This window comes from Pseudomonas sp. S36, from assembly GCF_016647875.1.
Lineage (GTDB): Bacteria > Pseudomonadota > Gammaproteobacteria > Pseudomonadales > Pseudomonadaceae > Aquipseudomonas > Aquipseudomonas parafulva.
Genome location: NZ_JACVVG010000011.1, coordinates 27,190 through 41,542 on the forward strand (window position 1 = coordinate 27,190; position 14,353 = coordinate 41,542).

General features: G+C 61.4%; 10 protein-coding genes. 6 read left to right on the top strand and 4 right to left on the bottom strand.

The window, feature by feature from the left end; genetic code table 11:
• The first annotated feature begins 173 nt into the window (after nt 1-173).
• The 5 genes from IAE36_RS08610 (at nt 174) to IAE36_RS08630 (ending at nt 2,867) form a co-directional block, all read left to right on the top strand.
• Nucleotides 174-920, top strand: a complete 747-nt coding sequence (locus IAE36_RS08610) for a 2OG-Fe dioxygenase family protein (RefSeq protein WP_028634650.1) — start codon at nt 174-176, stop codon at nt 918-920.
• Complete coding sequence (locus IAE36_RS08615) at nt 904-1,386, top strand: GNAT family N-acetyltransferase (RefSeq protein ID WP_060482552.1); 483 nt, start codon at nt 904-906, stop codon at nt 1,384-1,386. Before IAE36_RS08610 ends, IAE36_RS08615 begins: the two co-directional genes overlap by 17 nt.
• Nucleotides 1,383-2,084, top strand: a complete 702-nt coding sequence (locus IAE36_RS08620; protein WP_060482553.1) for an AzlC family ABC transporter permease — start codon at nt 1,383-1,385, stop codon at nt 2,082-2,084. The genes IAE36_RS08615 and IAE36_RS08620 overlap by 4 nt, the downstream gene beginning before the upstream one ends.
• Nucleotides 2,063-2,383: an AzlD domain-containing protein gene (locus IAE36_RS08625; protein WP_201211849.1), complete on the top strand. Its 321-nt coding sequence runs from the start codon at nt 2,063-2,065 to the stop codon at nt 2,381-2,383. The genes IAE36_RS08620 and IAE36_RS08625 overlap by 22 nt, the downstream gene beginning before the upstream one ends.
• A 61-nt stretch (nt 2,384-2,444) precedes the next feature.
• Nucleotides 2,445-2,867, top strand: coding sequence for a hypothetical protein (locus tag IAE36_RS08630; protein WP_060482555.1), 423 nt, complete (start codon nt 2,445-2,447; stop codon nt 2,865-2,867).
• 422 nt (nt 2,868-3,289) lie between these two features.
• On the opposite strand, the gene IAE36_RS08635 is transcribed toward IAE36_RS08630, so the two are convergent.
• The 3 genes from IAE36_RS08635 to IAE36_RS08645 are packed head-to-tail and all read right to left on the bottom strand — an operon-like array spanning nt 3,290 to nt 7,228.
• On the bottom strand, nt 3,290-4,498 hold the full coding sequence (locus tag IAE36_RS08635) for a hypothetical protein (RefSeq protein WP_028634645.1): 1,209 nt from the start codon (nt 4,496-4,498) through the stop codon (nt 3,290-3,292).
• 10 nt (nt 4,499-4,508) lie between these two features.
• Nucleotides 4,509-6,359 carry a hypothetical protein gene (locus IAE36_RS08640; protein ID WP_201211851.1) on the bottom strand — a complete coding sequence of 617 codons (1,851 nt, stop codon included), beginning with the start codon at nt 6,357-6,359 and terminating at the stop codon, nt 4,509-4,511.
• A gap of 8 nt (nt 6,360-6,367) precedes the next feature.
• Entirely contained in the window at nt 6,368-7,228 is an 861-nt protein-coding gene (locus IAE36_RS08645; protein WP_201211853.1) for an SH3 domain-containing protein, read from the bottom strand.
• Nucleotides 7,229-8,031: 803 nt separating this feature from the next.
• Between IAE36_RS08645 and IAE36_RS08650 the strand changes: the two genes are divergently transcribed.
• Entirely contained in the window at nt 8,032-8,379 is a 348-nt protein-coding gene (locus IAE36_RS08650; protein WP_201211855.1) for a hypothetical protein, read from the top strand.
• Here IAE36_RS08650 and IAE36_RS08655 read toward each other — a convergent pair whose 3' ends face one another.
• On the bottom strand, nt 8,380-13,962 hold the full coding sequence (locus IAE36_RS08655) for a DUF3320 domain-containing protein (protein ID WP_201211857.1): 5,583 nt from the start codon (nt 13,960-13,962) through the stop codon (nt 8,380-8,382).
• Nucleotides 13,963-14,353: the final 391 nt, after the last annotated feature.

Consider the following 14,353-nt stretch of genomic DNA (forward strand, 5'->3'; position numbering starts at 1 on the left):
CGCGAACCCGCGTGCAACAAGGCCTGAGAGCATACCGCAGAACCCCTGCGCTGTCTGCTCGGCCGGTCGCCCGCCAGCAAGTGACGGTTGAGGCACCTCAAAAAAAAGTGAAGTTTCTGCCATCATTTCGCCTGCTAGATTGGCGCCCAGTTTTTCAACTGGAAGAGATGCCAATGCTTACACTCAAACGGAACATTGATGACGCCCTGCGCCAGAACAAGACGGTGAACGTGCTGGGCAGCGACTTTGCGCTGAACGGCGGGTTTGGCCACTTCGTGTCGTTTTCCAAGAGCTGGGAAACCATGGGTGTCGACCGCTACTACGGCCAGGCCGAAAAAGGCACCCGCTACCGCCGCTACAGCGACTTCGACTTCAACCCGGTCACCGGCGAGCTGCAACAGCTGGAACACCGCGCCTATGAGCAGTCCGAGCAACACAACCAGTATGTGGGCGGCATGCGGCGCCACTTCGAGGACGTGTCCAGCGACGTGTTCAATTCGCCGGTGCTGCGCGCCCTGATCAAGCTCGACTTCGACGTCTACAAAGCGGTGCTGCCCGAAGAACTGCACGATGTGACCTGGCAGTGCCAGGTGCACCAGATTCGCATCGAGATCAAACCCGGCGCGCAAATCGAAATCACCCCCGAAGGTATCCACTGCGACGGCTACCCCTTCAGCGGCGTGCATTTCTGGGGCCGCCACAACGTTGAAGGCGCCACCAGCAAGGTCTACGACAAGCAGTCCAACGTGATCGACTCGGGCACCTACCAGGAAATTCTCGACACCACGTACTTCCTCGACCGCGAGCTGCAGCACTACGTAACCCCGGCCATCAACCCCAGCGAATCGGAAATGGGCTACCGGCAGATCATCGCCATCTCCTTCTCCCGCCCGGGTAGCGAACATGACATTGTCAAATAGCCTGGAGCTGGCAGCGCGCAAGGTTGCCACGCCCGACCATATCAACGGCCTGACCATCAAGAAGGCTACGCCGTTCTATGCCACGCGGCTGGTCAGCTTCCTCAAGCGCTTCAACGAAGTGTCGTTCTGCGACTGGCAGAACGAAGACTTGCTGAAGGGGTTGCTGGGCTCGGACAGCACCTTCTGCTACGTGGCCGAGAACCACAGCGGGGCGATCATCGGCGCAGTGGCCGGTGGGGCGATGGGTACGCGCGGCACCATCAACCACCTGGCCGTGTCGCCGGATTACCGGCACAGCCGCATCGGCACATCGCTGACCACGTCGATTCTCAACGACTTCCGCCAGCATGGCATCCGCCGGGTGTTCCTGTTCATCGACGAGGCCAACCCCTCGGCGATGCACTTCTGGAACAAACAGGGCTTCAGCCAGACACGCGGTGAAATCACCTGCGAGGTCGACCTATGACCGACCTCGCATTGCAACCGGTATGGCGCAAGGAAAGCTTCTTCGACGCATTGCCGGTGATCACCGGCTATTTCGTGGTGAGCTTCGTGTTCGGCGTGATGTGCATCAACGCCGGGCTGCCCTTGTGGCTGCCGGTGGCCATGTGCGTGTTCGTGTATGCCGGGGCGGCGCAGTTTGCCGCACTGGCCTTGATCACCTCGGGCGCACCGCTGCTTTCGATCGCGGTATCAACGCTGCTGATCAATTCGCGGCACATGCTGATGGCCATGTACATGGCCAAGCAGAGCGAGGGGCTGGGCATCAGCAAAACCCAGAAGCTGCTGTATGCATTCGGCCTGACCGACGAGTCGTTCGCCCTGCACAGCCAGCGCCTGCAAAGCCGCAAATACACCCCGCCCGGCTACCTGCTGCAGTTCAATACCTGGTGCCATGCCAGCTGGATTGCCGGCGCGTTGCTGGGCGCAGTGGCGTCCGACGCCCTGCACCGGTTCTCGCAGTTCAAGCTGGACTACGCCCTGACCGCCATGATGATCTACGTGCTGGTTTCACTGTGCAACAGCCGCCCCAAGCTGGTGGTTGCCCTGGTAGTGATAGCCACCACGTGCCTGCTCAACGCGTTCTTCCCTTCCCCCCTCAATGTATTCGTGGCAACTGCCGTGGGTTGTGGAGTTGGCTTATGCCTGAAGAAAAGTACCTGATCGCTGCGGTGGCGCTGATGATGGCGATCACCTACCTGACCCGCGCCACGCCGCTGCTGTTCAGGATGCAGCGCACGCCCAAGGTGTTCAACGACGTCATCGAATACCTGCCCGTGGCGATCATCGCCAGCATCACCGTGCCAGCCTTGCTGATGGCCAAGGACGGCACGCTGATGGCAGTGAACGCCGACATGCTGGCCGCCCTACCGGTGGCGTTGGTTGCCTATTTCACCCGCAGCCTGATTTTCAGCGTGGCGGCCGGGATCGGCGCACACATCGCGATCACGCTGTGGTCGTGACGTGAACCCGCCCAACGCAGCACCCCGCCCGCAGCACCCCGCCACTCACAAGGAAACCGGCATGAGCCAAGCACGCAAACAGGTGACACTTGCAAATCTAAGCGAGTTTGCGCGCCTCATGCCCAAGGGCCTGCCCCACGACCAGGTGATAGCGGCCATGAGCAGCCTGTCACTGAAGTGCTCGCTGAACTACGAGTTGAGCAAGACGTTTCTGGTTGACGGCTGGATCGTGGAATACCGCCACCTGCGCACGGCTGCGCAACTGGCGCCGGTCAATGACCTGCTGCTGTTTACGACCTCGGGTGGGTTGCAGATCAAACGGGCTGATGGCACGCAACAACTGCTTGAAAGCGGCGATCAGGTGGTGTTGCCGGCGGACAGCGAGGCTACCGTTTACCCGGTGGGCAGGGATGACAAGGTGAGTTTTATTGCCTTGTCGATGGAGCTTGATCTGGGCCAGGTGTTGCAGGAGATTGTGGATTAGCCGGGTGCGCGGGGCACGTCCAGCGGCGGTGCAGAAACTGGTCGAGTCGGCACTGATGCAGCTGCAGATGCGGTCGCCGATAACCGCCGAACCGCACAGCCTGCACTAGCAGACCTGGCCCCATCGCAGGCACACCCCGCGCCCCCTGTGGGAGCGGGTTTACCCGCGAAGGCGCCAGCAGAGCCACCGCAAATTCCAGGGAAATACCACAATGCCAACCGACGCCCCAAAAGCCCCCACCACCGTCGGCAAGACCTGCTTCTACCTTGGGTGATGCCTCTGGGGGTTACATCAACCAGAGGCATCATTCATCGCAATCCGCCGCGAGCAGACGAAATAGCGGGCTCGAAGAGAAACTTGCTCATGCGAGCAGTCTCGGGCAGTAGAAATGCCCGAGACTGTTTCCATGAGCAGCTGATCGGTTAGTTGGTTTCCAGTTGATAGGCCTTGCTGACAAACAGTGCGGCAAACAGGCTTTTGCCTTCCTTGAAGGTGTACTGTTCTTCGAACTTGCCATCTGCAACCAGCTTTTGCGCGATGGCGCATTCCGAGTCGCTGTGGTCCTTGCCCTTGGCACCAAAGTCACTGCTCCACATCGACAGCCCCACCTCATCACAGAACGCCGCGAACTTGGCCTTGGGCACCTGTTGCAGATAACTGTCGTAAGCTGCCTTCAGCGGTTCGAAGCCGCTGTAGGTGAGTGAGTAGTTCTGCACCTTCGCCTTGCGGGCAAAACCGCTGACCGCTTCGGCCAACACGGCCTGGCCACCGTAGGGGCTCAACGCCCCGACCAGCATCGCACTGAGCGCCCCTTTGAGCTGAGTTTCAACGTCGTCCAGCTCTGGCAGCGACTGGAACTCAGCTTTGCGCACGATCTCACCCACCTTGGAACCGTCATTGCGGTGGGTGACCACCAACTCCATGGAGCCCTCGCCATCACTGGAGCGTTTGAGGGTGAAATCGACGTCGACCGTGGTACCAAACTCACCGGTGCTGCTGACCAGAAACGCACCGGTCACCGGTTGGCGCACGGCCATGTTGGTACCCCAGGCAAAGTTCGACTGGGTGGCCCGGCCGTTGGCGGCAAGCTCGGCGCGCGGCTGGATTTCGTCGCTCACATCAGCCACCAGTACAACTTCGGCACCCTTGGTGGCAACGAAGGGGTTGGCCATCTGCATGCCCAGCAACTGGATGTGAATGCTGCCATCCTTGTTGTCGCCATCATGGGCCAGTTTCAGCGCATCGGCCTTCAGGTACGCCCCGGCACCCTCGCGGCTGGCACTGAGCTGATATTTCGTCCAGCCCGCCAGGCCTTCACCGGCCGACACACCCTGAACCGACTCCATCATGCCGGCGAGGCCCCGCATGAACTGCTGGGTGCCGTTGGTTTGCGCTGCCGCCACGCGGATCTCGGGGTCGGCCACTGTCAGGTTGCCGGAGAACGCCGAGTAAGACACCTCCCCTTCCGACAACACATCTTCGAGGAAATAACGCTCCTTGAAATCGTCGTAGTAAGCCAGGGCGGCCTTCTTGCCCGAGTTGGCCATCAGCGCATAACCACCGCCGAGCACCAGTACCGCAGCGGCCACACCGCCTATCAGCAGTTGCTTGTGGTTCATCTGTTTGATCATGGTGTTTCCCTCACTGGACCATGGCGGAAGCGTTGTTCCAGTCGTTCACGTACTTTTGGGAGACCTCTGGGGTCCAGCTGAAATCGATGCCGGCGTTGGGGAACTCCTTGGCCAGCACGGCGCCGAACGACACCCTGTCTGCGCAGCGGTCCTGCTTGCAAGCCTCAGGCTCGCCCACGCTGTAGGCCCGGTAGGTAGGGATCGCGCGGCCGTCATCCAGCGGGTAGTACGGCGTAGCGTTGGCTACCTGAGCCACGTACCAGCCCTCGCTGTACTCCTCTTCAGCCACCAGGCGGCCCTTGCTGGGGAAGTCCAGGGTATAGAAGTCACCCTTCTTGCCGGTGACGTGCACCATCATTGGCGTCACCCGGGCCGAACTCGACGGGTTTTGCTGGGCCAATGGCGATGCAAAGCGCACCGTGATACCGGCCATCTGCGCCAGGGCTTCGGTTTCGCGGCCCTTGAATTCGAGCATGCCGTCCTGCAACTGCTGGTAGCGCTCCAGCACACGGGTGTGCACACGGGCGAGTTCCTGCTGGCGCTGGCGCTGCTCACGCACACGCTGCTGCTCACGCTGCACCGCCCAGTTGGTGCCGTCGCGTACATCGAAGAACAGCCCCTGGCGGTTGATGCCGATACGGTTGCGGGTGATTTTCTGCGCATCGTTACCCCACATCCTGTTGGTAACCGCCGACACGTCTTTGACGATCAACAGGTCGGCCACGTCCGTGGTGGTCGGCGACAGTGTCTTCACCAGGTCGAAAATCGCCAGCGCGGTTTCTTTGTACTTGGCCGCATCCAGGGCGAACGATTCGTCCGGGGTGACCGCCACGTAGTAGGGTTCGCTACCGAAAGGGCGCAGCACACCATAGCTGCTGCGGGTGAAGGCCAGGTACACCTTCATCTGCCGGTCGGGAATTTCGCCAAGCAGAAACACAGCCTGGTCGGCATCGGCTGCAAGATAGGAAACGGCCTTGTTCTTGACCGCAGGCTCCAGAGCTTTGGTAAAGATCAAACCGCTCGGGTGGACGTACACGCGGTTCCAGTTATCGCCACGGTAGGTGCCCACCGCTTTCCAGCTGATCTTCTCGAAGCTGCCCTCACCAAAACCGGACGCAGGGCATGGCATGGATGGCGTGGTGCCAAACGACAAGGTATCGCCATCGCTGATGATCGACGTGCTGAGCACCCACTTGCACCCGCCGCCGTCGGTGACCTGCATCAGTTTGGGGTTTTCCAGGACCACGGACCGGCCAAAGTCCGATACGGGGGCCGCAGCGACGGCGGTAGCCGGCGGCGTGACAGGTGGAGCGGCCGGGGCTGGCGCAGGAGCCTCGGCCGCCGGGGCCGGGACTGGCGAGGCAGCAACGGAAGGGGCCGGGGCAGGTTCTACCTTGGCCGGTGGCACCTCGACAGGGGCGGGCTCACCCGCAGACGCGGCGGCGGGAGCAGCAGGAGCAGTGGCAGCGACGGGTGCTTCGGGCTGAGCAGGTGGTGCTGGTTCGGCTGGGGCGGCAGGTGCCTTGGCCAAGGTCACCAGGCCGAGGTTGCTGGCCGTGCCGGAGCCGCTGGCGTAGAGCCCGCCTTTGGCATCAACGGCCTTCCAGTTTACCTTGGCTGTCGGGCAGTCCTTGGCGAACACGAACGGCAGCTTGGTCAACAGGCCTGAGAGCATGTCCTGGTTGTCCCAGGCCGGGCGGCTGATGGTCATCTGGACCTCAGGTTTGCACCAGTTCGCCGCATCCCCGGGCACTTCGACCTTGATGTTGTCCTTTTTAGAGAATGCCAGCTCATGGGCGAATGCCTGTGGTGCCAAACCACAAGCGCCGATCATAGCCAGCGCAAGCGCGTGCTTTTTCATGAAATTCCTCAGATCAGTTCCCAGGTGCCGTTGGCTTGTTTGCAGAAGGTGTTCTGCTCTTGCTCGGTCTGGCCGCTTTGCGATTTCAGGCTGACGGTAACCGGGCGGCAGGCCGCTTCGGCGGCCACCGTCTGAGTGGGCAGCGATTGCAGCGAATCCAGGTCAAAGCCCTGGGTTTCCTTGCTGGCGGCAACGTCCAGCTCGTCCAGGTTGACCGCTGGAGTTACCCGCTTGGCCACGGCCTGGGCCTTGGGCTCCACATAGTTCTTGTGCACGTAACCCACGGTCACACCCTTGCGCCCGACAAGAATCCAGTCCCCGGTGGAGCCCACCGCGGTGAATTCGGTGTGGTTCTTCAGGCTGCCCACCTTCTCCCCGGCCGGGTTGGGGGCCGCACGCACGTTCAGGTTGTCGCTGACAGTCACGTAGGGTTCGTTGATCAGCTTCATCGACGGTACGGCCTGAATCTTCGGCGCGCGCTTGACCTCAACCTGTTTGGTCTTGGTGTATTCCTTGCCCGGCACGATCTGAGCGGTGGCGCCGGAATGGTCGGACTTCCAGGTTACGGGCTGGGCACTGGCCGTGGCCTGCTGCTGGCTCAACACCTCTTGGGTGCGCAGGGCCAAGGCCTGCTGGTCCTTCTCGTCGAGCATGTTGCCGATGCGGTTGCCCACGTATGCGCCGATACCGCCTGCGATCAGCGCAGCGGCCAGCTTGCCGTTGCCACTGCCCATGGTGGAACCGATGGCCACACCGGCCAGGCCACCGATAACGGTGCCCGCTTGCTCTTTGCTGATGCCAAGCTGTGCGCAGGACGTGGTACAGGCGATGGCCACGGCGAGAAGGGAGGCGACGAATGTGTTACGCAAGGGAAAAACTCCATTTTCTGTGCGCACAGCGACGTACCGCAGCCAGGCACTGGCAGCAGCATGCGACGTTATGCGGGGATCTTAGAGGGGCGGCGTAGAGCCGGACCGGTAAGGCGCGAGGCATCCAACGAATCCATGTCAGAACAGGGTCACCACCCGGCGCACGTACTCATTACGGCGTTTGATCTGGGCGTGAGAGGGTCTAGAAGGCGCATTGTAGCGCGAGGTGCAGTGGGGAGTTCAAGACAAAATGTTGCTGGGGACGGTGTATAGCAGCCTCCAACGTTTGACGGCGTTACCGAGCGGCTCCCCTTACCCAAGGAGCTCTCATGCGCAAGATCGTCCCCGATCCTCTCTATCTAGTCGCTACACAGGCCTTTCAAGACGTACTCGCCCATTCCTCGGAATAGGTACGGTGCGCTCTGTACTGGCAGTGCCTGGCCCCATCGCAGATCGTACGGAAGTGGTATGCAGTGGTGCACAGACCAAGCCACAGGGACTTAGAAGTTCGCACTGATTCTTCGCTGGGCCCCTGCGTAGCGAATCGTGGTTGCCCACAACCCTTGCTCCAGGCCAACCAGGACTTTCTCGGCCGGGTGGCGGCGCTGTACGCCCACGCCGCCCTGCTAGCCAGCAGCCTCGACCACGCCACCCGCGGCGCGCAGGCCATGGCCGCTACGCCGAGGCGTTCGCCTTGCTGTGCCAGCAGGCCGCAGTGTTCTTGCGCGACTACGCGCGCCTGGCCAGACTCGACCTCAGCGGCTGTGACACCCACGTCGGCCAGGGCGCGGAAAAAAGGCCGCTTGGGTACGAAATTGGCGATCCTCGCCAAAGGCATAGTGACACTGCGTGCTACCCTCGCCGAGCAGTGGCACAACAACGCGCTGTTGGGATTCACCGAATTCGACAGCATCGCCTGCCACAACGGCAGCGGCGGCACCGATCACTGCGGAGTTGGCGAACTATGGGCGGTTACTCGGGGCGTAGCCTGCCTCGGCGCGGCGTTGATCGAAACACCTATTGTGCAGAGGTTTTCGGGCACCGCGCGGCTCGCGGTCTGCCCAGCAATCCTCATCGTGTCGCCCAACGCCTCACCGATCACAGATGTCTTGCGACACGCTGGCCTCGGTCAGGGCGCCCCAAGCAGATAGCTACTCCCGAATCTTCAGGAGGCCTTCCTCATTGACCAAACGACCAGAGGCGACGACCTGCTCGACCACCGCCGCCACACGCTCTCGTACCGAGGCCGAGATAGCTCGGATGCCGATGGCGCGCGCGACGCGTTCGATGACCTGATCGCGATTCGCGCCAAAGTTGCGCGCTACAACGATGACGATGGCCTCTGCAAGTTCTGTCTCCGGCAGGTACTCCGCCCGGCGGAGCGCCAGTGAAGATACCTGCGAACGATCGCGTGGAACAACAGGTGCGCTAGCGATGGTGAGCCAGGCGCCGTCCCGAGCCACGGAGTTCTGACGGACAGCCACATCGATTGCCCTTTCGACAGCGTCCTGAATGCGACTTCCAGCTCGCTTGACGCCCCAGGCGTCACGGACACGGGACACGACCTCATCGGTATGCACGGGCCCTTCGATGCGCACCACATCAACCGCTATCTCGGCAAGAATGCCTGTCGGAGTTTCGTGGATTACTTCAGAACAATATGTTGGCCGCTGTGGGCTCGCTTCGACATACGGTTCGAAGGTGAAATCACCGTCTTCAGCCCTCACTTCCCGTTCGATGGCAGCTGCAGCGACAGCCTGCTCGACTGAAAGGATTTCCTCGGCAACGCGCTCGTCGAACGCAGCACCCGCTGCATCGATCTGCCGACAGACAAGGTCGAGCTGTTCTTGGGGACGCTGGAACCAATCAGTGCTCCAGATGCGGTGGAGATTCCAGCCATGATCAAGCAGTACCTGCTGGCGGAGACGGTCACGGTCCCGGGCGGACTGAGCGCTGTGGTACGACGCGCCGTCGCATTCGATGCCCAATAGGAAGCGACCTGGGCGCTCCGGATCAGTCACCGCAAGGTCGATGTAGAACCCGGCCAGGCCCACCTGACGCTGGACACTATATCCCCGAGCCTCGAGCGCTGCTGCAACCTGCTCTTCGAAGATGGAATCGAAGTCCCGTCCCGTGACGGCCGCCGTGTCGAGCTTCCCCGTGCGGGCATAGCGGAGAAAGATGCGGAACGCCTCGATCCCTTTGCGGCTGGCGGAAAATGCGGGATCGATGTCCTCATCGGTGATCGAAGAGAACACCTCGCATCGCTGCTTGGCACGGCTGATCAGCACGTTGAGCCGGCGCTCGCCGCCTTCGTTGTTGAGAGGCCCGAAACGCATGGGTACCTTGCCGCCGGGTACGGTCGGTCCATAGCCAACCGAGATGAAGATGACATCCCGCTCGTCACCCTGCACGTTCTCAAGGTTCTTGATGAAGAACGGCTCACTGTTGCGGCGGTTGAAGAAAGCCTCCACCTCCGCTGGCAAACCACGGCGCAGCATTTCAAGCTCGTCGAAGATGGCGCGGCTTTGCGATGCGGAGAACGCTGCTACACCCAAGGACAGTTTCGGGTGCAGTCGGGCGTGCCGGACGATGGCCTCAGCGACTACCTTGGCCTCCGGCCCGTTGACGCTCTTGACAGGTGAACCGAAGACGCCATCCCGAACATGGTGCAAGCGCAGGCCCCGCCCACCCTCCTGAGTCCAAGGGCTGGGCACGATGAACAGCTTGTTTTCATAGAACTGGCGGTTGCTGACCGCAATGAGCGACTGATGCCGGCTACGGTAATGCCAGCGGAGCATGCGCATGGGCAGGCCGCGTGCGGTAAACAGGCCAAGGATGCTTTCAACATCGCCGACCTTCGTTGGCTCATCCTCGTCGATGTCTTCATCGCCACTGGTGAGCTTGGCAAAGAAACTGGTTGGCGGTAGCTGACGAGGGTCACCCACCACAACTACCTGCTTGGCGCGAGCCACCGCACCCAAGGCGTCGACTGGCTGGATCTGACTCGCTTCGTCCATCACGAGCAGGTCGAACTCCAGTGCACCCGGCGGCAGGAACTGCGCGACCGACAGCGGGCTCATCATGAAGACCGGCTTCAAGGCGGTGAGCGCAGGGGCCGCGCGTTCGACCAGCTTTCGCAAGGCCATATGACCTTTCTTCTTCTGAATTTCCCCCCGAAGCACCCCGAGTGGGCCAATCGAACCACTGTCCCTTCGAGGAACATTCTGGTGATGAGCCTGAACGACTTCGCCTGCCGCCGCTGCGATGCGCTGGCGGTCAAGGTCGGCGAACTCGCGCACGATGTGGCCGTGGGCGACGCCATCGAAGCGGCCCAGAGCCGGTTCAGCCTTCAGCACCCGACGGTATTGCCCTTCAAAGTAAGCGAACTCGAACGCAGCGACCGCGTTCGTCGTCGATAGCCGTCCATCGGAAAGTCTGGCGACGACATCCGCGCAACCATCGCGAATGGCTCGTGCAGCACGATCGCGATAGGCCAGCCACCTGTGCAGTTCTTCCTGTTCGGTAACCCAGCGTGATAGCCGTGCAGCCAGGCAGTCCAAATGCACCTCATATATCCGCGGCGCACCGACACTGGCCGACAGGTCGAGTGCAAGTTCATCTGCAATGGAGTGGAAGGCCGTGGCGAGATGCGCGGCCTGCTCGTCAAGAGCCTTGGCGCGAGGAATGAGCGCCTCACGCTCGTTGACTCGACCAGCCAGCGCGCGGATATCTCCATTGACTTTCAGCCAACCAGCGGCTGTCGAGAGTGCGTCCCAATCACTGTCAAGCCCTCGCCATGCGGAGCCGAACAGCGCGTGGCCGAAGCTATACCCATCTCGTACACCCTGGCGCTCCTCGCGTCCCGCGTCCAGCCGTTCAAAAATGGCACAGGCTGATGCTGCGCTAGTGGGGGGATTAATCAGGAAGCGGCTGGCCGTCGACCAAGCGTTCGTGTGGCGGACGGCGAGCTGCAACAACGACTCGAGGTCGAGTTGTTCAGGCGCGGTGGCATCACCGAACACCTGCGTTGCCTGTGCAAGAAAATCGGTATGGACGCCGGACAGGTCGGGAGCGACCTGGGAGAGCAAAAGGCTTACGTGCTTCGAACGCTGGGCGACATCATCCTTCTCAGGACCGCGGGAAGCGATGAGGCGGGGTTCTGCCCCGAGCCCGCGCAGGGACCGCATCCATTCAACTAGAGCCACCAGCGGCGCGGAGGCCGAGCGATCGCCTTGCCAGTCTTCAGCGAAGGCAGCCTTCCCAAAGCTGTCTTCATCGCGCAGCACGCGCCGCGCTTCCTGACCGCGAATCAGCGTATCGAGAGAAGCCAGGGTCACCGGGAGAGGTTGGGCGGGCTGAACCAGGACCGAGCGCATGAGCTTGTTGGCTGCACGCCAGTCGCCACTGAGGAAGCGGAACAGGCTCGTGCCCTTGGCCGCGAGCGCGGCGCGGGCGGGACCTACGTCGATATCCCAGGCGAGGTCGTGGAGCTGACCTGCCAGTGACGTACGAACCCCTTCAAGGTCGGCAGCGGTCTGGGCGATCAGCCCGGCCCGCTCTACGCCGCCGTCCCATAGCTCGGAAGCGAACGTTTCGGGGCTTGCCGGTGGCGCATTTGCAACCCGCTCGCCGATCTTGGCGAGACGGGCAAATTCCCCAGCCGTCGGCGTGCATTCGCGGCCCAGTGCGTGAGCGAGACCGCGGCCCGCCTGCAATAACGCCGGGATGGCATCGCGGACGGAGCAGAGGCGGCGAACAGCGTCCGCATCGAAGTCACCAGGGCACTCGGTGAGCGCCTGCTGCACTTCGTGAGTGTCCTCGTCCCACGCCTCGACATTGACCTCGCTCGACAGCGACTGGCGCAAGGCAGCATAGCGATGACCCAACGCCAGCAATGTATCGACCGCCGATACGTTCGACCAACCGTCATCTGCCATGGCGTCGGCATCAAGTACAGGCGCCACACTGATGCGCCGGGCAAGCGCGCTGACAGCGGCCAGTTCGTCGAGCCTGGACGGAGGCTGGGCTTCCAGCAAACTGGCAGTAGCATTCATGTACTGCCGGGCGTCCTCGAGCTGGCCGCACAGCGTTTCGATACGGGCGACGAGACGCTCACGATCGGTGGGTAGCATCGCTTCGATGCCCACCCCGGTAAAGGCGTGGTCGTGGGGTCTGCCGATGATCTCGATCCGTGTGACCAAGTCATTCAGAAGCGCATGACGCCGTTCGAAACCATCTGCCCCCCAAGCTTCGATCCCCTCCAGAACGACATCATTGGGCATCACCCCCGCTTGCCGCAGGCGTGCGAGATGACCCATGACCTGGAAAGAGGACAGACCGGATGCTGGGTCGACGGCATGCAGCCGGGCCACATGGTCGTTCAGCTCGTCCCGCGCTTCGGTCAGGCGAGCAATCAGGCTTCCCATGGGAGCTGGCTTCGGGGCTCCTAGATCCCAGGTGCGTCGCAGCTCATCGAGTACCGCGCGCTTATTGGCCTTGTTGCTATGGAGTTCCAGGCACGCATCGCCCACGCCCTTTTCGTCCAGGCGCCGTTTTACCACCTCCAGAGCAGCCATCTTCTCGGCCACGAACAGGACCGTTTTGCCGTCCTTGATAGCCGACGCAATGATATTGGCGATCGTCTGGCTCTTGCCGGTGCCAGGAGGGCCCTGGATGACCATGTCACGACCGCGACGCACCTCATGGATGGCAATGGCTTGCGAACTGTCGCAATCGAGGATGTGGAGCATGTCCCCCGGCGGGATGACCGGATCGATGTTGGCGCTCTCGTCGAGCATTCCCTCTCCACCTGGGAAGCCGTCCGAGAGCAGGCCCTTAATGAGTGCGCGATCGACGAGTGTGTTACCCTTGGGCCACACGGCAGGGTCGAGGTCTCTGTACATCAGGAATTTGGCAAACGAAAAGAACCCGACGGTCATCTCATCCGGTAGCACTTCCCACTGGGGCTTGTCCGCCACCGCAGCCGCGACCTCTGCAAAATAGGCATCGATGTCGAAGCTTTCGCTGGCTTCGAAGCTGGGCATACGAAGCTTGTGGATGCGGTCCAGGTACGCTTCCAACGACAGGTTGGATGCGACATCTTCAGCGCGGGCCTTGAGTCGGAATTTCTCGCCCGCCGTTCCGCGGTTCAACTCGACCGGAATTAAGATCAGGGGCGCGTGGCGAACGTTGGCCGCATTGTTTGGATCGATCCACTTGAGGGCGCCAAGGGAGGCAAAGAGGACGTTGACGCCCTGCTCTTCTTCGAGTGTCTTGGAGTTCAGGTAGAGCTCGAGCAGATGCTTTTGCAGACCCTTGCCCGTGAGGCGAGTCTGGAGTTTTGTGTCGCTGTGACGGGTGAGCACGCCCCTCTCGTCGACGCTGTCGTCGGGTTGGGCAAGCTGGTCGATTTCATCGGAGTCTTTGGCCGGCTTTGCATCGTCGGCTGTCGAATCGTTATCGGACTCATCAGTGTCCGCTTTGCCGGCCAGGAAGGTAAACGCTTTTCCCTCCCGAACGAGGAGGCGATATATCTCGGATGTCTTCTCATCGACGACCGCAATCGCCGAGGTACGGCTCGATCGCGGCATATTAAGGAGTCGATTTCGCGCTGAGAGATCAAGCAACTGTGTGCGCGCGTGCTCGAGCTTCTCGGCATTGGGAAGCGCACTCTGGAAAATCGACGCATCCATGGGCGAGTCGGGCGTCGCTGCTTCTATCTTACTGTCCATTCTCATGTCCCTAGCGGAACATCTCCGCCGAACGAGCCCTTCATTGGGCGATCAGTCTATTTTCGCATCCCTGGCGGACATACGCCGGCTGCCCATAAGAACAGGAGCCACGTTGCGACCAGCAATCCCCTTCCAACAACGAAACTGCGTGCGCCTGTTCTAGATAGCATCCATATTAATTCACTGGAAGGCACTTCAAGTGCGGTGTTTTGATGTCGAGCAATCAATCTATGTAGAGGGCACGATAGGGATGTCCTTACCAATTCTGTACACTTCCCCTCTCACACCCTCCATAGGTTTCTGTGCTCTGTCCTCGGTGTGCCTTTGCCGGCCTTTTCGCACAACCCGCCAAAAACAGGGACGCCAATGTGTGACTATGGTTCTCCTCATC